Source organism: Propionicimonas sp. (assembly GCF_049840635.1).
GTDB lineage: Bacteria > Actinomycetota > Actinomycetes > Propionibacteriales > Propionibacteriaceae > Propionicimonas.
On sequence record NZ_JASGKL010000004.1, the window covers coordinates 54,834 to 75,604 of the forward strand.

Below are 20,771 nucleotides of genomic sequence, written 5' to 3' on the forward strand. Positions count from 1 at the left end.
AGATATCCGGAGCCAGTTGGCCGCCCGTCGCCAGGTGAGGGGCCAGATTGGCAAACCGCTGCTGGACAGACAGGGCACGCCGACGCCGACGTGTCGCGCAGCAAGTGCGAGCGAAGTCGGCCAGCCCAGAATGTTGATTCGGCTCAGATTGCGGGCCCTGCTTGAGTAGCGTAAGGGTATGGTCGCCAAGTTTCCTTCGCTACGAGAGCTCCGCTTTGGCTCGCTGGACGCCGCTGAGGAAGCGATCTATGACCCGCACCTGCTCAAGGAGGGCTACTTCGACTACAAGGACGCCGCATACGGCATCGGCGCGGGGGACGTTTGGTTTGTTCTGGGCATCAAAGGGGCGGGAAAGAGCGCCGTTCTTGAGCACCTCAAGCTGAGTTGGGCTGACCAGTGGGATCGCTTCATAGACGTCTGGAACCTCCAAGAGTTCCCCGTGGCCAATGTGAGCCTGATGCGAACCGGTGAGACGACGAACCTGGCGCGGGCGCAAGCGGCGTGGCAGCTGATTCTTCTCTTGCGGGTCTTGAACATGCTGGACGCCGATCAGGGGCTGATTGCGTCGTCTGAGTTTCAAGACCTGGTTAGGCAGCTCAAGAAGGAGAGACTCGTTGGCGATGGGCTGCGTGGAAAGGTCATAGAATGGTCAACGGCGCGATTCACGGTGAAGTTCCCGTTCGCCGAGGTTGGCATCGACAAGAAGCCGGCTGAGTTGAGCGTCGAAGACCTGCTGCGTCGGATCCAAAATGCCATCAAGAATGTCCAGACTGACTCGCAGCATGTGCTGGCTCTTGACGGTCTGGATCAGTTTTTCTTCGATGCTGACGAGGAGTGGTCAGCGCTGGCCGGGCTGACCTATGCAATCGCAGCGCTCAACAAGTTCTTCCGCACACTTCGGCTGCGGATCACCATCGTTGCTGCGATCAGATCAGACATCTTTGACGTCCTCCCTGCGCCCGACGCGAACAAGATGAAGCCGCACAGCGTGGTCTTAGACTGGAGCGAGAAGGGGATCGGCGCGGGCAACCAGCTCTGGCAGCTTGTGACTGCCAAGGCACGTGTGGATCATCCAGAACTGCCAGACATTGTGAAGTCGTACCTCGCGACACCGATCTACTTGGGGCCTCATACAGCTATCTCGGAGTACTTTCTGGATCACACTCGCCTCCTGCCAAGGGATCTTGTGGCGCTGCTTGGTTACTTGCAGCAGGTCAAGCCGGGAAGTGGTCAAGTCACCGAGCAGGCGGCCAAGGACACTATTCGAAAGTACTGCGACGAATACTTTCAAGGAGAGGTGTTTAACTCCCTCGCGGGCGTCCTACCAACGGGTAAAGCGCGCGCGCTTTCCTCTTTCCGGGATGCCGTGAGGACTGTGCCGACGAGGTGTTTTTCCTTTGCTGACGTGCAGTCTGAGCTTCAGGGGGAGCTCGAGGAGAGCGAAACGAAAGCCCTATTGAAGCAGATGTTCGAGGTGGGCGGGATAGGGATCCGGAATGCGTCTGGCAGCGCGGAGCACACGGACTTTGTCTTCCGGCGGGCGTCTCGTGCGGGATTCACGATGCGCTATGGATTCATGCTCCACAATGCTCTCACGAGAGCATGGAATCGTCCTTGGAAGTAGGTTTCTGGCTGGACGTGGCGAATTGAACCTGGTTGACGCCTCCGGGCTTTCGCCAGGACGAGTGGGAAGGTAATCCACGCCGGGCGCCCGCCTGCCAAAGCCGGGCAGCGACCAATCGCTGCGCTCAGCACTTCAGCGATCGCATTGATTGGACGGGCCGGAACAGACGCTCGAGATCCCGCGAGTTCACCCGGATGATCCTCCGGCCGGAACGGACGGCGGGCAGGGAGCCGTCGACGATGCAGTGGCGGATGTAGTCGCGCGAGACGTGATAGCGCGCAGCCGCCTCCGCGATCGTCAGGAACTCGGCCGGCCGATCGCTCGGTCTGGGCTGTGCGGTCATGGTTGTCCTCCTCATGTTGGTTGGGTCAGATGCCGATGCCGTAGCCGTGGGGCCGATCCATTCCGGGCGGACGCATGCGCTCGTGGCGCTGGCCCATGCTCTCGGTGAACTCGACGGTCTCCCAGACCTCGTGAATGGGCTCTTGGCGTGGGCGGCGCTCGAGGCGGTAAAGCAGGGCGGCCGCGGCGTGGTCGTCCGGCAGCGGCCCGCGTCGCATCGCCCTCCCAAGAAGCTCAGGCAGGTCCTCACCCTCGTGCGCCAGCGAGGCGAGCTTCGCCGCCAGTACGGGAGTCTGGGGGTCGTCCCTCAGTTGCGGAGCGAGCTGGCGCGCCACCGCCGTCCAGTGCCGCAACGTCGGGCTGGATAGCCCGACGTGATCGTCCAGGACGCGCTGCCAGCGGGACGCCGAACCCGGCACCTGGGTCGGACCGGTCGGACTCAGGTCGTCCGCCGGCACACCCATCGCCGCCCGCCACACCGAGATTTGCGCGACCAACTCGGGGAACAGGTCGGCCGACAGCGCCTCCTGCCAGCGATGCTCGGTGGCTCCGGACGCCTCGTGCACCTGGGCGGCCAGGTCACGCACCAACTCCGAGCGGGACGCCAGGTACGGACCCCACTGAAGGTGCTCGGCGAGCCGGTCGGGAACCTTGCTGAGCCAGGGGAGTGGACCGTTTCGGTCCACCCAGTTGAGCCGGTAGGACAGCACGGCCGCCGGGTCGCGTGCGGCCTCCAGGCTGCCGTCGCGGACCGCGTTGCGCAGCACCTCCCCAGGGTCGGCGCCGGACGCGGCGAGGAGCATGAGCTGTGAGCGAAGCACCGGCCACGCCGGGGCGTCTGTCACTTCCGGCACCACGCGCTCGGCCTCGGCCTCGATCTGTGCCGCGCGCTCGCGTCCGACCATCTGTTCGGCGGCGAAGCCGAGGGCGTCCACGTAGCGGTCGACGGCCGGCTTCAGCTAGGTCGCGGGATCAGCCTCGACGCGCCGCAAACCAGTCGCCGACAGGGCAGCATCGTCGCGCGCCAGCACCGACTCGAGCACCTCGGTCGGGGTGGGCGGCCTGGCCGTCTCCCAGCGCGGCAGGCTGTCGGGAGTACCGTCGCCGACAACCTGGACGTACGCGTGGTTCGCCAGCCGTCCGCGGGTCATCATCGTGTACAGCTGCTGGCGGCTCTCCGTGCCGGTGAGCACCCCGTGCATGGTGTCGACCGTCGCGCCCTGAGCGCCGTGGATCGTGGTCGCATACCCCAGCTCGACGTCGTCGCGGACGTAATCGGCGGGCAGGGTGATGCGGGAGCCACGGCTGTTCGCCACGACCAGGCTCTGGTCGTGGCCCACCGCGGTCACCGTCCACCGGTCGCCGTTGCGCACCCAACCCGTCCGCGAGTACTGCAGGCGCCGCTCGTTGCGCCGGGTCACCACCGTGTCACCGACTGAAGCCCGGTTCCCGTCGGACAGTGAGACCTCGGCGGTGCGTGCTGAACCGCCGAGCCGGTAGTCCCGCGCCCGCCGGTTCAGCTCGGCCACCAGCTCGCGAGTGGGCGCGAGCATCAGGCTGTCCAGTCCGGACGCCCGGTCGACCGCCCACGCGATGAACGCCTGGTCCAGCGTCGAGCCGGCATCTCCGACGTGGACGCGTCCCTGGTCGAGGTAGAAGCCGAGGGCGTCCGGACGTCCTTCCCGCAGCGCGAGCGAGGCCGCTGCCTCGGCCGGGTCGGAGAACCGCACCACCTCGGTGAGCCGGACCGCGCCGTACTCGGCGGCGAGATCCTTCAGCACCCCGCCGGCCTCCACCGCGGCGAGCTGGTGGTCATCCCCGACCAGCCGGACGCTGCCGCCCCGGCCGACGACGAACGACACCGCCGCCTCGAGGGTGAGCGTGTCGGCCATCCCGGCCTCGTCGATGACCACCAGCGTGCGCGGCCCGATCTGCCCAGCCCACGCCGGCAGCCGGCGCTTCGCCAGACCGTGAGTGAGGATGTGCAGGGTGTCGGCGTGTCCGCCGAGTTGCTCGCCGAGCGCTGCGGCCGCAGCCGCGGACGGCGCCAACCCCAACACCTCGCCGCCGGCCTCCCGCCACGCCGCCGCCAGCGTGCTCATCGCCGTTGTCTTGCCCGCACCGGCGGGCGCGAGCGCCAGCTGCAGGCGGTCGCCGGAACTCGCCATCGACCGCACCAGGTTCACCTGGCCGGAGTTGAGCTCGACGCCGTTGGCCATCGCTGCCAGCAACGCCAGGCTGATCGACCTCTCGCCGACCACCATGCCGTCCCGCTGAGCGGCGATCGCGAGTAGCCGGGTCTCGGCGTCCAGGATCTGCTGCGAGGTGTAGATCGCCGAGTCGGCCACCGTGTACACCGAGCTGCCGTCCGGACGCCGCAGTTCGGCCGGCTCGCTGATCCCGTCCCCGGCCGGGGTGAGCCGCACCGAGGACCGTTCCAGGGCCAGGTCGACGACCCGCTCGAGAATGGACGCGAGTTCGGGCAGTTCGAAGCGGCGCACCTGGCGCAACGCCTCGGCCCGGATGTGCCATGGCTGCCACCAGGACCGATTCCGCTGCACGACCGAAACGACGTTGTCGGCCAGCCTCTGCAGCCACGCCTCGTCGATCGTCCGGGACGGGAGTGGCCTTCGGGTAAGGGCGCGGCCCAGCATGCGGGCCGTCCCGTCGCGTCCCAGCACCTCGTCGGCCTGCGCCGCCCAGACCCGGCGCTGCTCGGCGAGGGATCGTGGCTCGTGCTTGGCCTCCCGCGTCTCGAGGGTCGCCCGCTGCGCGAGGTCATAGAGCTCGGTCGGGGTCGGGGTGCGTCCGTGCCGCTGCTGGAAGTCGGCGACGAGATCGCCCTGCGCCCGAGTGATCATGGTATCCCGCTGCGACCACCGCTCCAGCAGAGCGAGGTCGACGCCGACGATCTCGCGCACCGGGCGCTCGGGATCAGAACCCGGACGGTTCGCGAACCGCACACCGAGCTCGTGGGTGAGGTGCTTCTCCAGCGCGGTGTTGTAGAACTCCGAGACCGTCACGTTGGCCTTGAACATGATCCGGCCGTCGATCGCCAGCCAGGCGCCGTCGTCTGCGGCCTGCACCTTGTTCGCAATCGCGACGTGGGTGTGCAGGTCGGGATCGCCGGCGCGGGAGTCGCGGTGGGTGAAGGATGCCGCGACGATCCCGAGCGTCTTGACCTGTCGGACGCCGTTGCGTCCGCGCCGGGTGTAGATCGCTCGCTCCTCGAGGTAGTGCAGGCTGTCGGCGACGGCGCGGTCGTGGCAGCGTTCGATGACTGCGGAGATCTCGGGCTCGGCCAGCGCCCACAACGCCGAGACCGACTTCACCGGCGAGAAGGTCGCGTCGTAGCCGGACACGCCGCTGCGCACCGGACGCTGCGCCCGCACAATGAACCCGGACAGCTCGCGGGCGTCGAGCGGGTCGCGTCCGAAGCGCTTGCGGAAGGCCTCGCGTCCGACCTCGGTGCGCAGCTCAGCCCGGACCTCCGCCGGCACCGGGTCGGACGCGTCGCGTCCGTGAGCGAGGTTCCAGTCGCCGATGCGCTGCGTGAGCTCGATGCTGAAGTCGGTCATGCCCGGGTAGACGCCGTAGCGCTGGCCGAGCTGCATCGCGTCCCTGATGTCGCGGTCGGTGGCGCGGGTGAGGGCGGCGAGCCGCTCGGTGGCCAGCGGATGATCGCCGAGCCCGAACAGCGACAGCATCTGGTCGGCGGTCACGACGTCGCCGGCCTCCAGACCGTCGATGCCGGCCAGGCCTGAGCCGACCCAGCGGCCGGGCTTCTCGCCCTTCAGGCTGTAGTAGTCGGCCAGGCTCAGGTGGCCCTTCTCGGTCGAGTCCATCGCCGCCACGTTCCGGGTGAAGTACTCGTAGCCGGTGCCGGCGGTCAGCTTGTGCAGGGTCATCACGATGGCCACACCTCCTCTCGCGCCAGGGTTGAAAATCCCGTCGTGCCACTAAGCCGAAAAAGGACCCCCGATCCGGACAGATCGGCGGAAATTGCTTCGGACGAGCCGCGGACCGAACTCCTGACAACCTCCCAAAGCCCAGGAACGCGGCGATCGGGACGCTCGAGCGTCGACATCTTCGACATCTCTCAGCCCTCCCGCCTGCGCTCGGGGTCGACGACGCGGCGACGGCCGCAGACCCGTTCACTTCCATAAGCCTTGGAAAGGGGCCGTTCCGGACAGGCTCAGCCGAGATTTCTCCGCCGGGTTGCAGGAGGCATGCGCGCTCGCCGGTTGCGGGACGAGCTTTGGCGCCTGAGACTCGTGGTCGAGGAGGGCGAGCATGGCGCCGGACCTGGACATCCAACCCGAGCTGCTCGCTGGCGCTGCCTACCAGAACCCGGGTTGCGCGGCGTCTGCGGTGATCTCGGAGATGAGCCCGGGGTAGGGGTCTTTGAGGGCCACGCGCTGGTCGCGGAGCTTCTGCATCTGTTCGCGAAGGAGCGCGCCCGCGGTGTAGTAGCGGGCGCGGGTCTGTCCGTGCGGCTCGAGGAGGCCGAGCTCGACCAGGCGAGCGAGATCACGCGTGGCAGTTCGGTCCTCGACCTCTGAGCGTTTGACGTAGGACGGCCGGGTGATGCGCAGTCCGAGAAGCGCGTCGAAGATGGCGTCTCCGGCCCGGTCGGGCAGCCCGTGTTGTGAGATCAGTGAGTCGATGAGCGTCCACTGGCTCTCGGCCTCGGCGACGCGCCGGCGGAGCGTCTGGGCCTGCATGTGGTGGGCCCGCAGGTTGAACTTCACCCACAGTCGAGTGCTGCGGTCAGGGTGCCAGGCGCCGCCGCCGGTTGCGGCGAGGACGTTGTAGTAGTGCTGGGTGTTGTGTCCCAGCCACTCCTCGATGCTGCTGAAGGTGGGCTCGAGGACCTGATCCTGAGCCAGCACCATGGTTTGCAGGGCCCTCGCCATTCGGCCATTCCCGTCGCGGAACGGGTGAATCATGACCAGGTTCAGGTGGGCCATCGCGGCGCGTACCATCGCCTCCCCATCCCGGCTCGACAGCGACGCGGCCAGCTCTCGCATCAGGTCAGGTACGACGGCCGGCTCGGGCCCTTCGTACATGGTGCGGCGGTTGGCTTCGTCCTGAACGTAGATGGAGCCAGTGCGGTAGCGGCCGGGCGACTTGGACAGTTCATGCTCCAGGAGCATGAAGTGCATCGAGCGAATCGAGCTCTCATCGATCTCGAAGCCGGGTTCCGCCCCGAAGCTCACCACGTAGGTGAGCACACGGCGGTAGGCCACGATCTCGGCCCAGGTGCGCTCGTCTGCGGAAAGTGGAGGTTCGTCCTCGACCGCCGCGGCGGCGTCCTGCTCGGTGATCGTGTAGCCCTCGATGCTGTTCGAACCCTGGATCGCGCGAGCCTGGCTCGTTCGACGAAGGCCGCCGGTCCATCGCTTCGGTGGACGCAGGACGGAGGCGAGCTGGTCGCGGATCGAGTGAATCTCCTCGATCACGACGACGTCGTCTGCGGCAAGCTGGGGTGCTTCGAACAGCTGGCTCATGAGTGTCCCTATGTCTTAATCATTCGGACACCGCCAGCATACGGCGCTGAGGCTGCCTGTCGCAATGAATCGGACATAGAGACATTCATCGCTCACCGCCACTCAGGCGACCGCATCCGCCCGGGCCCCGCTCCGACGCCTCCATCGTCGTACCACCGGATGTCCCGCTGATGTAACCAACCCCTGTGGAGACAGGCGCCTCAAGTGCCACAGACCTCATGCATCCTGGTCGCGCGCGGCACGAGGTTCGGGGCTCCGCGAGCGATGGGCAGTTCCTCCGCAGACCGCCAGTCGTGACCAATCGGCCTCGCAACGTAGAGCTCGCGTCGGGTGAGGTCCCGGCGCCCGCGTTCGGCGTCCAGTCCATCAAACAGCATCGGGCCATTCGACTTCTTCGAGCAGCTTGTCGTCGATCTTGACGACGTAGTCCGGCGAGATCCCAGGCATGTTCATGTCGGTGGCGGCGTGATGGATCTTGCACAGCGCCCTGCCGCTCGACACTGCTGCCGACAGCCCAGCTTCGTCGTGATCGGGAATGATGTGGGCTGCATCGAGCAGTTAGCCGTGTCGCAGGCGGCAGGTTGCGCAGCGCGTCTCGTAGGAGGCGATCACCGTCCTGGGAAGCCCGGGATCTCGAGGACGGGGGGCTAAGTGGGCGAGGCCGACGACTTCCAACGAGAGACTCTCCGCCTTCCACGCCACCGCTTGATCAGCGGGATGCGTCCCCACTGCGCGAGATGCTCATCGACCAGGTCAATGAGCGCGTCATCCGTCATTAGGCTGCTCGCGGGGACGAACTCTGCCCAGCGGAGCCGCCGCGAAAGCCGGTACGCGTGCAGTGGACGACCGGTGCGCTTCATCGCGAGCGCGTAGAGCCTGCGGCGGCACACCTTGCCTGAGCCTCGGCTCTTGACCTGGGCGGCGGAGGAAAGATTGTGCGGCTCGTTGTCTCCCCACCGTGCAGTCTCGGCCCAAAGCATGTCCACGAGCGCGAGGATCATCTCCTGTTCTCCGTGGAAGTCGTGAGTGGGGATCCACCACGCCTCCGACGGCCACGGCGCACCTTCGTCTTCAAAACTCCCTGTTCCGGCCATCCACCGAATCGCGGCTCCGTGGCGCGCCACCTCGGGCCCAAAGATGCGATACGCGTCGGTGGGTGCGATCCGCCCCGAGAGCAGCAAGTCTGTGCAATAGGCAAAGAATCGGACAACTGCCCGTACATGAGCACTCTCTGCGCGCAAGGCGTTGCCCCAGTCGTCGAGCGACATGGTCGCGTGGGCTGAGTCCTGAGCCTGGCTGAGGCTCTCCAACTCGAGGTTCCGGACGCGCGCTCGCTGTTTGAGATCCGCGTCGACGTAGTAGTCCGACGACCCCCGGTAGAGGAGCAGCGAGACCGCCCAATGCTCACTAAGCGACTCCCACTCTTGACGAAGCGCCGTCAGATAAGCGCTTCGACTGGTCGAGTTGGCGCGCATGGACAGGATCAGCGCCACGACGGCGACACCGACTGAGAGCGCCAGAAGGAGCAACTCGGTGTAGTCCAATCCGGTCGGCGAGGTAGCGGAAGGATTCACAATTGTCAGCCTAGGCACGTTGAAGCCGCGCCGCACAGCCTGAGCTTCGGGTCAGGATGCGTTCGACCTACAAGGCCTCCTTCGCTGGCTTCAAGCGGCTCATCGACGCCCGAACCGGCCCCGCCCGAGCCAGGATGTGACCGGTGACAGGGGCCTTGCACGTCCCGAGGGTCGCTGCGCATGGGTGGATCAAGGTGCTGGTGGTTCATCGCCTGGGCGGGGCATAACGGGTGCGTCAGTCGGGCAGCCCCGCTACGCCTTCGTAGGGTGAGGGGGCGGCGTAGTCGGAACCCGCGTCGATCAACTGTGCCCCGGGTGCGAAGTTGGCTTGCTCAAGGTCAGGTTCGTGCTCACCGAATGCCGCGCCGGCGAACCATGCGACACTATGGAACGTTGCCCCGGAGAAGAGGGTGAAGTCGGCAAACGTTGCGCCGTGGAACCGCGCCTCCCCTTCGAAATTGACGCCGTCAAACCGCGCCTCTCCGGTGAAGTCCACGCGGTCGAAGATGACGGAGGCGGCGAAGTTTGCTCTCTGGAAGTCCGTGTTGCCGGCGAAGGTCGCTTCGTGAAACCACGCTCCGCCGTTGAAGGCCACTTCGGGGAACAGTGCGTCGTCATGAAATGTCGTGCCGTTAAACCGAGCGTCCTTGGCGAAGGTCGCGTCGGCGAAGATGGCGCCCGAGTTGAATACGACGTCGCTGAATACGGCGTCCTCGTCGAAGCTGGCGTTGATGAACTCGGCGGTCCCCAGGATCGTGCTCCGACTGAACCATGCGCCTCCACGGAACTTTGCCATCCGGAAGTTGATCTTGCCGATGACGCACTCGCTCCAATCGAGTCCGTTGAGGTCCCCGCCAGAAAGGTCGAGGTCCAGCTCTGACCAAGACTCGTAGCCCGGCGGCCGCTTGTCGTCCCGCAGATGCGCCCCGATGACCCTGAGGATGGTGCTGCGGACTTCAGACTCGCCGCTTTGAGTATCTGGGTTGGAGTCCCACGGAGTGCGCACGTGGGCGCAGAGCACATCAACACACTGTTGTCGGCGAGCCATCCACGCGTCCGCGAGATTGGCGAGGGCATAGACACCTGCCAGACGTACCGTCGAGTTGGCGTGAGCCAACTGCTCCACGGCCGCTCGATACTGATCGAGGCATGACTTCTCGGCCTCACGTTTGGAGGCAGCCGCGGCTCGCTGTTCCTCAGCGACTTGGCGCGGTTCGTGTCGCTCAGCAAGCCGCTGCTTTCGATACGCAACAGTGAGGGCTACTGCCCCGCCGACGCCGGCGGAAACCGTGAGTGCGACCTTGAGTAGCCCTAGCCAGCCTTCGCTTCCGCCGTTGGCGTTCGGAGCCGCCGGCGTCAGCGTGCCAGGCAATGCGCCGAACAGGAACAGGCCCATCACCCAGAGGGCGAGTGCAGCGATGGCCAGCCCGAAGAGGATCACGCCGAGCACCACGAGGGCCATCGGCCATCGAGATGTGTGAAAGATGGGGTGACTCAAGATGTCCCGGGCTTGGCGTGGCGTTTGGTCACCTCGCGGGGCGCCCGGATCTACGGCCATGCCGCGATACTCCCACACGAAGTCGGTGACGGCGGATCCTTTGATGCAGGCGTGAGAAGGTGCGACGGCTCTGGGCGAGTTCCGTGCCTTCAGGGCCGACGCGCCAAACTGCTCAGCGGTACGGTTCCAGGCGTGCAGTTCGGAATCCAAGGGAGCCCAAATCAGCGATTCGCGGTCGATGCTGCCCTGAGCAACGTCGAGCAGATGGCCCGATGGCAGCGGATGCTGCCGAGTCACTGGACGCATCTGGCGAAGCCGGGGTCACACCTCGACGCGTTGCTTGATGAACTCCCGCGCGGACCTGTGGATCTCCGAGAGACCCTGTTCGAGGGACTGTGGGCGGGTTTTACTTGCCTCGAGGAAGTGGCGTCGTTCGCTCGTCAGGAACGGGGAAGTGCATCGCCACCCGTCCTGACAGTGCTTCGGACTGCGATGCTCGCTGGGAGTCGAGTGATCTACGCCGTAGCGCCCAGCACGAAGTCGTCGGATCAGCTGGCTCGTGCCACCACGGTCATGGCGCAAGAGGCTGCGAGCGTTCGCCGTTTGTATGAGATGTCAGAGGGCTATCGCGATGCGGGGATCGTCAACCTGCCGCCCCAGGACCAGATCGACGAACGGTTGGAGCTGGCCGAAGAGTTACTCGCGAAGAGACCGTTCTTCGGTGACGCCAAGCTTCTCGAGGGAGTGGCGACTGTGACCGCGGAACTGCTCGAGGAGATCGGGCAGGGGTCAACGCCGAATATCACGCATGACCTCCTCTGGCTCTTCAACGTCGGGAGTGGAGTTGCCCATGGACTTGGCTGGCCGTCCCAGCTGTTGTGGGTGGGTTCATTCCCAACGAATCTGCCGCGCGATTTCTTGCTGGCCAGGATCATTGTCGACCACGCGCACCAGTTGGTACTTGAGGAGTCGGGCATCGGTACGGGGCTGAAGGCCGTGGGCAAGCAGCGGAATCGAAGGCGGTCGCGACCTCCAAGATCTCGGCTCCTCGGGCGCCTGGGCTGGCGACGCCAGCCGCAGCCTGACGACGATGCACTGGATCCAGGATGACGACGAACCCAAGTTGACGCTCGACCCACGGTGTAGCGGCCATCACTTCGAACCCCCGCGGATTCTGCGGCTTCGACATATCGGCCACGACGTCCGGATCGAGGGCAGCTGATACCGAACCGCGATCGTCTGTTCGCAGCTTCCCAGTCAGTCGCGGACGAACCCAGTCCGCGGGTGGCCGGAGGACCCCGGCCAGCGGACTGCCGGGGTGAAAGTCCGCGCCAATCCTGACGCACGCAGGTGGTTACGCAGCCGTAGGAGACCTAGTCAAGTGCCAGTTAGGGACGGTCTTTTAATCCGCGGGTTCTGGGTTCGATTCCCAGTGGGCCCACGGACGGCCCACTTGCAGGTCCACCGACGCCCGTGGAGCAGGCGCCATGAAGAGCCCCCGGTGACGGTCCCTGAGGAGCGAGCGCCAGCGAGCGTCACGAAGGGCCGCCGCCAGGGCCCTGCTCGAACCTTCACTCCTGTGCGGACGTTCACGTTCCTGAACGGGCGCGTTCGCGGCGATCGGTTCGGCATCGTCGGCACGCCAGCACTGGGCTTCAGTGTGAATCGGTGCACCGTGTTTGGTGGACAAAGTCACAGCTTCCGCCGACCGCTCGCCTCTGCCGCAGCGCGCGTGGGGCGTGTGGCTCCAATCCCGAGCGCGCAGGTAGGTGGCCGCGGCTCTCTCAGGCTGACCTCTGCGACGCGCGAGTCGGTGCAGAGGTCAGCCTCTTCCCGTGGGGCTACGCCGAGACGAGTCGTCCCCGATGCGTCGAGGAAGGCCTTCCCGCTCAGAACGGCGCGGGCCGCCCCACCGCCAGCCCGACCCACACGGCGCAGTTCGCCACGACGCAGATCCAGAACACCGTCTGGAACGGCTGCTTGCGCGTCTTGTGGCGGTAGACGCGCTGGGCGATCAGCGCGCCGGGCCAGCCGCCGAGCAGTGCCACGAACTGGAGTGTGGACTCGGCGGTCCGCCACGTTCCCTGCAGCGCCGCCAGCTTGTCGGCGCGGTACAGCGCGAACGCGCCCAGGCTCAGGATCACGGAGACCACGACCGCCACGACAGGCAGCGTCCCCAGCGCCGCCAGGACTCCCACCACCACGTAGAAGCTGAGCGACACTCCCACGGCCGCCTCGACGCCGCGTCCTTTCGCCGAGGCCCGGAGCGCCGGCGCACCGACGAACTGCACCTCCGTCGCCCGGAGCCGCTGCCGGTCGTCCCGACCCACCACGAAGCTCACCTCCGTGCCGGCAACCGGACGCGCCCCGCGGCGGAACTCGCTGACATGGACGAACACCCGCGAGCCGCCGTCGGCCGGAGTGATGAACCCGAAGCCCCGCTCGTCATTCCACTGGGTCACCACACCCTGTTGCCGCACTCGTTCCCCCTCGACGTCCCCGCCGACTGTAGGCCAACTCCGCCGCGGCGCGGGCGGGTTCAGCCCAGCCACTCCTTCGCCGCCGCGACCAACGCGGCGACGCCGATGCTCAGCGTGGGTTCGATCACGGGCGCGTAGCCGGGGGAGTGGTTGGACGGGATCGTGCCCATCACCGCCAGCATCTCCTCGGGCGTCGTCGCGCCCCCGAACGGCGTCGGGTCGGCTCCGCCGAGGATCCAGTACACGCACGGCGCGCCGGCCGCCTTCGCCAGCTCGCCGACGTCCTCGCTGCCGGTGACCGGGCCCGGGTCGATCACCCGCCGCGGGCCACCGACGACGCTCGCCAGCGCGGGAATGGTCCGCGCGCACCCGTCCGGGTCGTTGAAGAGCAGCGGGAAGTGGTCGGGGTGCTCGACGGTCGGCTCCCGCGGCGCCCCGGACGCGGCCGCCTCCGCCTTCACGATCCGCGCGATCGCGTCCAGCACCCGCGTCCGCACCCGGTCGTCGTACGTGCGCACGTTGACCTGGAGCTCGGCCGTGTCCGGGATGATGTTCACCTTCGTGCCCGCGTGCAGCGTCCCCACCGTCACCACCGCGGTCTCGCCCCCGGCGACCTCGCGCGACACCACCGTCTGCAGCCGCAGCACCACCGCCGCCGCCATCACCACCGGGTCGATGCACGCCTCCGGCCGCGACCCGTGCCCGCCCCTGCCGTACAGCGTGATCTTCAGCGAGTCGGACGTGGCGTACGCCGCCCCCGGATGCAAGGCCAGCAGCCCCGCTGGCAGCGGTCCCACGTGCTGCCCCAGCACCACGTCCGGCGTGCCCACTTTCTCGTACAGTCCGTCGGCGACCATCGCGTTCGCCCCGGATCCGAGTTCTTCCGCCGGCTGGCCGAGCATGATCAGCGTGCCCGACCACCCCTCGTCCGAGGCGAGTTCCTGCGCCGCCCCGAGCAGGCACGTGACGTGCACGTCGTGCCCGCACGCGTGCATCACGCCGACCTCGTTCCCGTCCGGATCCGTGGCCCGCGCCGTCGACGCGTACGGCAGCCCGGCCGCCTCGGTGACCGGCAGCGCGTCCATGTCCGCGCGCACCAGGACGGTCGGTCCGTCGCCGCGACGCAGCACCCCCGCCACCCCCGTGCCGCCGAGCCCGCTGTGCACCTCGAAGCCCAGCGCCGCCAGCGATTCGGTCACGATCCGGGCCGTTCGTAGTTCGGCGTAGGACAATTCCGGGTGGGCGTGCAGGTCGCGGTAGAGGTCGGCCAGGGTATCCGCGGTCGCGTCCGCGGTGATGATCACGTCGTCGGTCACGGACGCCAGACTAGGCCCGCTGGCGGAACCCGTGGCAGCCGTGGAGGGAAAGCGTCCGCTACTGCGGGTTGTGGACAACCCGGACGTCCAGCGTCTCGGTCATCGTGCCCCCGGACGGGTCGTCGATATCCGGCAGGGTCTTGGTGGAATGAATCTCCCCGATGATCGGGTCGCCAGGGCCGGCCTCGATGGGGATCGAGACGCTGGTCGGGGTGTCGGACTCCCCTTCGCGGAACTGCACGAACCGGGACGCCCAGAGCGCGCGGTGCATCGTCGGACCGGTGCTGCTGTCGGTGCAGTCGTCCTGGCTCACCTCCGCGGTCTCCTTGGTGGAGCTCTCGATCGGCGTGAGCTCGAGCGTCCCGTGCACGGCCGAGCCGGCGTCGTGGGTCGGGTCGTTGTTCGGGTTGAAGTTGAACCGGATGTTCACGTGCCACTTCGGCTCGGGGCTCTCGGTGAGGTTCAGCTGGTCGTCGGTGCGTCCGCCGCCCTGGGGGCACTTGATGCTCTGCTTGTGCTGGAACTCCGGCGTGGTCACCCAAGGCGTGGGCAGGTCGGGCTCCTCGGTGAGCCAGTCGTCGATCACGAACTGGTCGGCCTTCATGTGCCAGGTGCCGTGGGCCTCCTTGTGGAGGAACCCGTCCACGACGTAGTCGGTGTGGACGGTGATGGTCTCCTCGACATCGAACTCGAGGCGCATGCATGCGTTCACCGCGTCCACAGCAGCGGGGGAGTGTTCGTCGCCGAGCAGAGTCAGCTGCCGCGCAGCCCCGAGGATCAGGCCCACCTGACGGATGTCGTGGCTCGTCCGGCACCGCTCGGACGCTCGCTCGTAACCCCGAACCAGGACGTTGACGAGACGGAGGCGGACGGACTCAAGGAGCGCCGGGTCAACCTCGACCCCCATCAGCGCCAGCTGCCGCTCCCAGCTGAACGCGACCACGGCGGCGTCCGGAGCGCGGTCGAGGTCAGCCTCCGCAGCCCGCAGCGCGGGTTCGACGACGTCGTTGTACCACGTCATGTAGACGGCAGCCAGGTCCTCGCCGCCGAACAGGTCCTGCATCAGCTGGCCGTCGGTGGCCGACGGGACGTGGAGCAGGATCGCCTCCAGGTCGCCGGGGGAGAACGTGCCCACGTAGTACAGCGAGAAGTGGGTGAGCCACAGCGTGACGGCGGTGTCGCCGACCTTCGCGAGCCCGTAGCCGTGCGGGTCGACCGCCCCGGCGTCCGCGGCGAGCGCTGCGACCCTGCTGTCCGGGGTGGACGCGGGGACGCCACCCTTGGGCGTCACGGTGAGGGTCACCGGCTGCTGGAACACCAGCCCGTGTGGCTTGAGGTCGACGCCGCCCAGGCCACCGCTGATCGGCGCCCCGGACAGGTCGGTGATCGGCGTCATGGTGATGTCGACGTCGCTGAGAAGTGCGCCCAGAGGCACGGTCAGGGTGAAGGTGGTTCCGTCGCGTCCCCTGGTCGTGATCGACGTCTCTGTCCGCCAGCCGGCACGCTTCGTGGCCGCGCGGGACGCGTCCGTCCTCACCGTGGCGGCAGGCAGCGGGTTCGCGGTCCTGGGGTACACACCGGACGGCCCGGAGTTCGTCGGAACGGCGACGGTGGTGGACGCCGTGGTCGGTCCCGCCGTCGATGGCCCATCGCTTGTGGCGGACGGGCTGCACGCCGCGAGCGCGAGCAGCAGGACACAGGTTCCGGCGACCAGCGCGCGAAATCGAGTGTTGCGTGGCACATTTCCCCCTGATGACCGCGCGACCGGATGGGTCCCTGCTGGCGCGATGGTAGCCATGCCCTGGCGGCGGGCACAGGTGGTCAAGCTGCTGAGCGGGCAAGATGCCGGGCTAGGGGTGAGAGAGCTGTGTTCTTTCCCGCTCCGTGGATGGTTGGGCCGACCAGGTCGAGCTCAGGCGTGCGAAGCCGGCGATTCGCGTCCGGGTTGCGCCGTCGAGATAGGGCGGCTGGCTGCGGAGGTAGTCGACGAGGGCGGTGTGATTCACGATCTTCACGATGTTCGAGGGCTGCCTTGTCGCGTCCTTCTTCGCATCGACGGGCACGACGAGCCCCTGAACCCGGACGCAGATCCTCGTCGCCATGGTGAGGGCTTGGGCCGCTCGTTGAGCCTCGTCTCGGCCGACCCGGATATCACTGCCGGTCCAGGTGCGGCTGCCGGCGTGTCGACCGGCATTGATGGTGAACACGCCGCCAGGACCGATCACGAGGTGGTCGATCTGGACGCCCCGGCCCGCCCCCGGGATCGCAGTCAGGCAGATCCAGCGACCGTCCGCCGTCCTGAGTCGGTCCAGTTCGATGGCCACGGATGTCGAGCTGGCCGCACCGCTACGGCACTGCGAAGACCCCAGGTCCGCCACGATCGGTGGCCCTACGGGCGCGGTCCACAGCGAGCTGGGTACCGATGCGGCCGCGAAGGCCGGCGCGAAACCCGGCGCCTCGCTTCGGTCGGCATTGTTCTCTTCGCTGGGGTCGGCGTCCGCCAGCAGAGCCCGACGCGGCCGGTACTCCGCAGTTGCGTTGGGGAGACGTACCAAGTTGGACAAGGCAGGCGCAGTGGTCGGCATTGGGGGGCTGGCGGACACGTGGCCAGCCTGCCGGTGTGCCGGTTGGGCGCCAAGACCCCATTCGGGCGACAGGGACGCGTGTTGGTTGGGGCAGTGGATACAAGACGTACTCGAGCGATTCGACGGCTTGGTCGCGCCGCCTGAACACGCCGTTTCCCCAAGCGCTCGAGCGGAGGTCGGTGCGTGGCCCTGATCTACGACGCGCGCCGCACGAACGCTGCGAAACGTTGCTCGAGCCGCGTCTTGTCAGGGCGGTCCTGCCTTCGTTGTGGAACAGTCAGCGTGGTCCCGTGCATCTCTTGAAGGCCGTGCAGCAGCATCGGCCCGTCGACCTCCTCGAGAAGGCGCTGGTCCACCCTGACCACATAGTCGGGCGAGATCCCGAGCATGTTCATGTCGAAGGCTGCATGGTGGATCTTGCAGAGCGCTAGGCCGTTGGAGACTGCCGGCAGGCCGGCCTCGTCGCGATCTGGAGTGATGTGGGCCGCGTCCAAGAGCTCACCGTGGCGGAGCCGGCAGATCGCGCACCGAGTCTGATAGGCCGCGATTACTCGCCCACGGAACTCGGCCTGATGAAGTCGCTGCTTCACGACGCGCTCGGCGTAGCGGCGCTCCGGCGCGTCGGGACTGCCAGTACCGAGGAAGCGGACGCTCTCATCGAGCGCCAGCAGGAACTCGCGTTGGTCGACCAGATCATCGACGACGTACACCGGGGCGTAGGGGACGTAGACGCCATCGCGTACCTTGCGGAGCAGGATGATCGGCACGCCCAACTCGAACGCGCGACGAAGCTTTGCGTTGTCCCCGTTGATCGAGCCTTCGCGGTACGAGTAATGGAAGAGCCCGCCTTCTACCTCGCGGTCTGAGTACGGCCCGGAGGGGGAACTAACGACGCTGAGCGTTGCGTCCATGTCACGCGGGTTCCAGATTCCGCGCGCCGCATCGATCACCCGTCGGCTGTCACCCGTCGGCAGTGAGACGAACGAGAGATCAGCGCGTGTGACGAAACCGCCGTTCTTGCTGGCCCGATCCATCACTGTGGAGATGATCGAGTCGCGCAGGGGCTCCGCCGTAGGCACGCCATTTTCATACCACCATCCCGATCGCCAGTCCGCCCAGCCAGGCGAGTTCAACTGAGGATTGGCCGCATCAAGTGACGTCAGCGGCATCAGCGCAGGGGCTCTCAGTTGCTTTCCAGGTAATACCAGCGGCCGTCCTCTCGGACGAACCGGGAGCGCTCGTGCTGGACGCCGACGCCGCCTGCGGGACGCAGATAGGTGGCGCGGAACTCGACGATTCCAGTCTGGTCGGTCGGGCCGCCGGCCACGGTGTTGACGATCTGGAGGCCGCGCCAGACCGGGTTGTCGTGCAGGTGGAGGGACGAGGGCCGCGTCGACGGGTGCCACGAGGCCAGCAGCCAGGCGGTGTCCCCGGTGCGGAACGCCTCGAACCGGGAGCGCATCAGCGCTTCGGCCGTCGGTGGCCAGGCACGATCCTCCCAATACGTCACGCCTCACATTCTGCCGGTGCTGCGGTTGCGAACGTGTCGCGCTGCGCCCCCGGTCGCCCGAGCGGGGACTTCATCGAGCGAAGTCTCCGGTGGAAGGCTTCTCCTGTGAGTTGCCACATCGCCTACGTCGCGCTGGTTCCGCTGGCTGCGGGCTGCGTTCTGGCACTCACGCCATCGTCTCCCGCGCCAGCCGCCGCCCCGGTTCCCACCGTCGCGTCCGTACCCGGGTCCCACTCCTCGTCCGTTGCGACGCCGGTGAACACCGTCCCCACGGTTGGTGCTGCCCAGCCCGGGACCGGACAGAATCCTTGACCTCGCCGCACTCAGCAGCCTCGTTCCCCGCGGGCTTCGGTAACCGATGAGCGCGGACGCCACCGCGGAGCCCCGTCCCAGTACCACCGTCAAGCGGATGAAGCTCCGCTACGCCGGCACCTGCGCGCGGTGCGGGACGCCGATCGACGCCGGCGTGACCGCCGACTACGACCGGGTCAGCAGGAGCGTCACCTGTGTCGCCTGCCCGGCGCGGCGCGCACTGCCCGAGCCCGCCGAAGCCTCCGCGTCCCCGCGTCACGCCATCACTCCCGAGCTGCCGCCACACCTTGAGGCCGTCGACGGCACCGCCGGCGGATCGGCCGTCCGCGAGTTCGACCGTCGGCACGACGCACGCCAGCAGCGCGTCCAGACCGCCCACCCCAGGATCGGGAGATTCCTCCTCGCCGTGTTCGACGACCCCCAGTCCACCAAAGCGTGGGCGACCGGCGCCGTCGGCGAACAACGCCTCGGCGACATGCTCGCCGGCATCGCCGGACCCGACCTCCGCGTGCTCCACGACCGCCGCGTCCCCCGCAGCACCGCCAACATCGACCACCTCGTCGTCTGCCCCTCCGGCGTGTACGTCGTGGACGCCAAGCGCTACCGAGACGCCCGTCCCGAACTCCGCGTCGAGGGCGGCCTCATCCGTCCCCGCCGGGAACTCCTCTTCGTCGGCGGACGCGACCGCACCAAGCTCGTCGACGGTATGCACAAGCAACTCGCCCTCGTCCGGGCGGCCCTCGCCGACCAGCCGGACGTGCCCGTCCACGGCGTCCTGTGCTTCGTCGACGCCGACTGGCCCCTGATCGGCGGCTCCTTCACCGTGCAGGGCGTCGCCGCGCTGTGGATGAAGAAGCTGCGAACCACGCTCACCGTCCCCGGCGCGCTCGACCCCGACCGGATCGCCGACCTCCAGTGGCAACTCCACGAGGCCTTCCCACGCCAGAAGGAGTCCTCCGCGGCACGTGCGTGAGGACTGCTCCCTCGCGGAGGGATGGCAGCACGATGGTGACGGCGGCCCTTCGTGACGCTCGCTGCGCTCGCTCCTCAGGGACCGTTCTACCGCGGGTCTTCGTGACGCTCGCTGCGCTCGCTCCTCAGGGACCGTGTGGCGGTGGCCTCCGCTGCGCTCGCTCCTCAGGGGCCGTTGGCAGGGCTCCTCACCACGCCTGGCTGATCACTTCGGCGAAGAGGGCGTCGGGGTCGACCTCGTGGCCTCGGGCGGTGAACCAGGCGGCCATGTTGGTGCAGTCGCGGTGCAGGAAGGACTCCGCGTTCGGGTTGGCGTAGAGGTCGGTGAGCTGCGGGACGTCGATCACCACCAGCCGCGGGTCACCGGTGCCCACGCCGGTGACCAGCGTGTTGTACGGGCTCAGGTCGCCGTGGACGAGACCGAGGCCGGCCATCGTCCACAGCGCTCCCAGCAGCTGCTCGAACAGCGCGTCCAGCTCGGCGGGCGACGGACGGGTCTGGTGCAGCCGAGGGGCGGCGCCGTCCCCGTCCGCGATGTACTCCATCAGGATCTCGCTGCCGTCGACCTGCACCGGGTACGGCACCGGAACTCCGGCCAGGAACAGCCGCTTGAGCGCCTCCCACTCCGCAGTCGCCCACAGGCCGGACTCGACCGCGCGGCCGTGCTCGGACTTGCGGGCCATCGCCCGGGTGTCGCGGGTGTTCCGGATCCGGCGGCCCTCGGTGTAGCCGTCGCCCCGGTGGAACAGCCGGTGCGCGGTCGCCCGGTAGCGCTTCGCCGCGAGCAGGCACGTCCGGCCGGGGTCGTCGACGGACGTGCGCTCCAGCAGCGACACGTCCGCCTCCTTGCCGGTCTTGAGGACGCCGAGGTCGGTGTCGATCGCGTCGCACGTGACCAGCCAGTCCGGCCACGGCTCGGGACCGCGGCACAGCCGCTCGATGCCGTCCCACGTCGACCAGCGCTGGTCATCAGCCAGTCGGTCGTCGCGGGCATGGAAGGTGAGATCGTCCCAGTCGAAGGACGAAGAAGGGTGTGACAAGGGTGTTT

General features: G+C 67.6%; 17 protein-coding genes. 3 read left to right on the forward strand and 14 right to left on the reverse strand.

Going from position 1 to position 20,771, the window contains the following annotated elements:
* Positions 1-178: 178 nt before the first annotated feature.
* Positions 179-1,624, forward strand: coding sequence for a P-loop ATPase, Sll1717 family (locus QM779_RS00535; RefSeq protein ID WP_428530166.1), 1,446 nt, complete (start codon positions 179-181; stop codon positions 1,622-1,624).
* 124 nt (positions 1,625-1,748) lie between these two features.
* Here the strand turns inward: QM779_RS00535 and QM779_RS00540 are convergent, their stop codons facing one another.
* The 7 genes from QM779_RS00540 to QM779_RS00570 form a co-directional block, all read right to left on the reverse strand.
* Positions 1,749-1,967, reverse strand: coding sequence for a helix-turn-helix domain-containing protein (locus QM779_RS00540; RefSeq protein WP_428530168.1), 219 nt, complete (start codon positions 1,965-1,967; stop codon positions 1,749-1,751).
* Positions 1,968-1,992: 25 nt separating this feature from the next.
* Positions 1,993-2,901, reverse strand: a complete 909-nt coding sequence (locus tag QM779_RS00545) for a hypothetical protein (RefSeq protein ID WP_428530170.1) — start codon at positions 2,899-2,901, stop codon at positions 1,993-1,995.
* A gap of 24 nt (positions 2,902-2,925) precedes the next feature.
* Positions 2,926-5,886: a MobF family relaxase gene (gene mobF, locus QM779_RS00550; protein WP_428530172.1), complete on the reverse strand. Its 2,961-nt coding sequence runs from the start codon at positions 5,884-5,886 to the stop codon at positions 2,926-2,928.
* Between the two features lie 420 nt (positions 5,887-6,306).
* The gene (locus QM779_RS00555) at positions 6,307-7,476 is read right to left on the reverse strand and encodes a Fic family protein (RefSeq protein ID WP_428530174.1); all 1,170 of its coding nucleotides are present in this window, start codon (positions 7,474-7,476) and stop codon (positions 6,307-6,309) included.
* A gap of 366 nt (positions 7,477-7,842) precedes the next feature.
* Complete coding sequence (locus QM779_RS00560) at positions 7,843-7,977, reverse strand: hypothetical protein (RefSeq protein WP_428530175.1); 135 nt, start codon at positions 7,975-7,977, stop codon at positions 7,843-7,845.
* Between the two features lie 146 nt (positions 7,978-8,123).
* Entirely contained in the window at positions 8,124-9,050 is a 927-nt protein-coding gene (locus tag QM779_RS00565; protein WP_428530177.1) for a hypothetical protein, read from the reverse strand.
* A 235-nt stretch (positions 9,051-9,285) separates the two neighbouring features.
* On the reverse strand, positions 9,286-10,512 hold the full coding sequence (locus QM779_RS00570) for a pentapeptide repeat-containing protein (RefSeq protein WP_428530179.1): 1,227 nt from the start codon (positions 10,510-10,512) through the stop codon (positions 9,286-9,288).
* 228 nt (positions 10,513-10,740) lie between these two features.
* On the opposite strand from QM779_RS00570, the gene QM779_RS00575 reads away from it, so the two are divergent.
* Positions 10,741-11,658 carry a hypothetical protein gene (locus QM779_RS00575; RefSeq protein WP_428530181.1) on the forward strand — a complete coding sequence of 306 codons (918 nt, stop codon included), beginning with the start codon at positions 10,741-10,743 and terminating at the stop codon, positions 11,656-11,658.
* A gap of 779 nt (positions 11,659-12,437) precedes the next feature.
* On the opposite strand, the gene QM779_RS00580 is transcribed toward QM779_RS00575, so the two are convergent.
* From QM779_RS00580 to QM779_RS00605, 6 genes are all read right to left on the reverse strand, one after another.
* Positions 12,438-13,028: a DUF1294 domain-containing protein gene (locus QM779_RS00580; protein ID WP_428530183.1), complete on the reverse strand. Its 591-nt coding sequence runs from the start codon at positions 13,026-13,028 to the stop codon at positions 12,438-12,440.
* A gap of 59 nt (positions 13,029-13,087) precedes the next feature.
* Complete coding sequence (locus tag QM779_RS00585; protein WP_428530185.1) at positions 13,088-14,344, reverse strand: amidohydrolase; 1,257 nt, start codon at positions 14,342-14,344, stop codon at positions 13,088-13,090.
* A gap of 58 nt (positions 14,345-14,402) precedes the next feature.
* Positions 14,403-16,085: a hypothetical protein gene (locus QM779_RS00590; RefSeq protein ID WP_428530187.1), complete on the reverse strand. Its 1,683-nt coding sequence runs from the start codon at positions 16,083-16,085 to the stop codon at positions 14,403-14,405.
* 109 nt (positions 16,086-16,194) lie between these two features.
* Positions 16,195-16,929 (reverse strand): nuclease-related domain-containing protein, encoded by a 735-nt coding sequence (locus QM779_RS00595; RefSeq protein ID WP_428533012.1) that lies wholly within the window; start codon positions 16,927-16,929, stop codon positions 16,195-16,197.
* Between the two features lie 194 nt (positions 16,930-17,123).
* Positions 17,124-18,098 carry an HNH endonuclease gene (locus tag QM779_RS00600; RefSeq protein WP_428530189.1) on the reverse strand — a complete coding sequence of 325 codons (975 nt, stop codon included), beginning with the start codon at positions 18,096-18,098 and terminating at the stop codon, positions 17,124-17,126.
* 14 nt (positions 18,099-18,112) lie between these two features.
* A complete protein-coding gene (locus QM779_RS00605; protein WP_428530191.1) occupies positions 18,113-18,439 on the reverse strand; it encodes a YchJ family protein in 327 nt (108 codons plus the stop codon).
* Positions 18,440-18,848: 409 nt separating this feature from the next.
* Here QM779_RS00605 and QM779_RS00610 point away from each other — a divergent pair, with 409 nt between their 5' ends.
* Positions 18,849-19,724, forward strand: coding sequence for a nuclease-related domain-containing protein (locus tag QM779_RS00610; RefSeq protein ID WP_428530193.1), 876 nt, complete (start codon positions 18,849-18,851; stop codon positions 19,722-19,724).
* 187 nt (positions 19,725-19,911) lie between these two features.
* Here the strand turns inward: QM779_RS00610 and QM779_RS00615 are convergent, their stop codons facing one another.
* Positions 19,912-20,763, reverse strand: coding sequence for a serine protein kinase RIO (locus tag QM779_RS00615; protein WP_428530195.1), 852 nt, complete (start codon positions 20,761-20,763; stop codon positions 19,912-19,914).
* Between the last annotated feature and the right edge of the window lie 8 nt (positions 20,764-20,771).

What these genes read in the sequence shown, in the direction of transcription:
- QM779_RS00535 (WP_428530166.1), top strand. Translation starts at nt 179, where the DNA reads ATGGTCGCCAAGTTTCCTTCGCTACGAGAGCTCCGCTTTGGCTCGCTG.
- QM779_RS00540 (WP_428530168.1), bottom strand. Translation starts at nt 1,967, where the DNA reads ATGACCGCACAGCCCAGACCGAGCGATCGGCCGGCCGAGTTCCTGACG.
- QM779_RS00555 (WP_428530174.1), bottom strand. Translation starts at nt 7,476, where the DNA reads ATGAGCCAGCTGTTCGAAGCACCCCAGCTTGCCGCAGACGACGTCGTC.
- QM779_RS00570 (WP_428530179.1), bottom strand. Translation starts at nt 10,512, where the DNA reads ATGGCCCTCGTGGTGCTCGGCGTGATCCTCTTCGGGCTGGCCATCGCT.
- QM779_RS00595 (WP_428533012.1), bottom strand. Translation starts at nt 16,929, where the DNA reads ATGCCGACCACTGCGCCTGCCTTGTCCAACTTGGTACGTCTCCCCAAC.
- QM779_RS00600 (WP_428530189.1), bottom strand. Translation starts at nt 18,098, where the DNA reads ATGCCGCTGACGTCACTTGATGCGGCCAATCCTCAGTTGAACTCGCCT.
- QM779_RS00610 (WP_428530193.1), top strand. Translation starts at nt 18,849, where the DNA reads ATGAAGCTCCGCTACGCCGGCACCTGCGCGCGGTGCGGGACGCCGATC.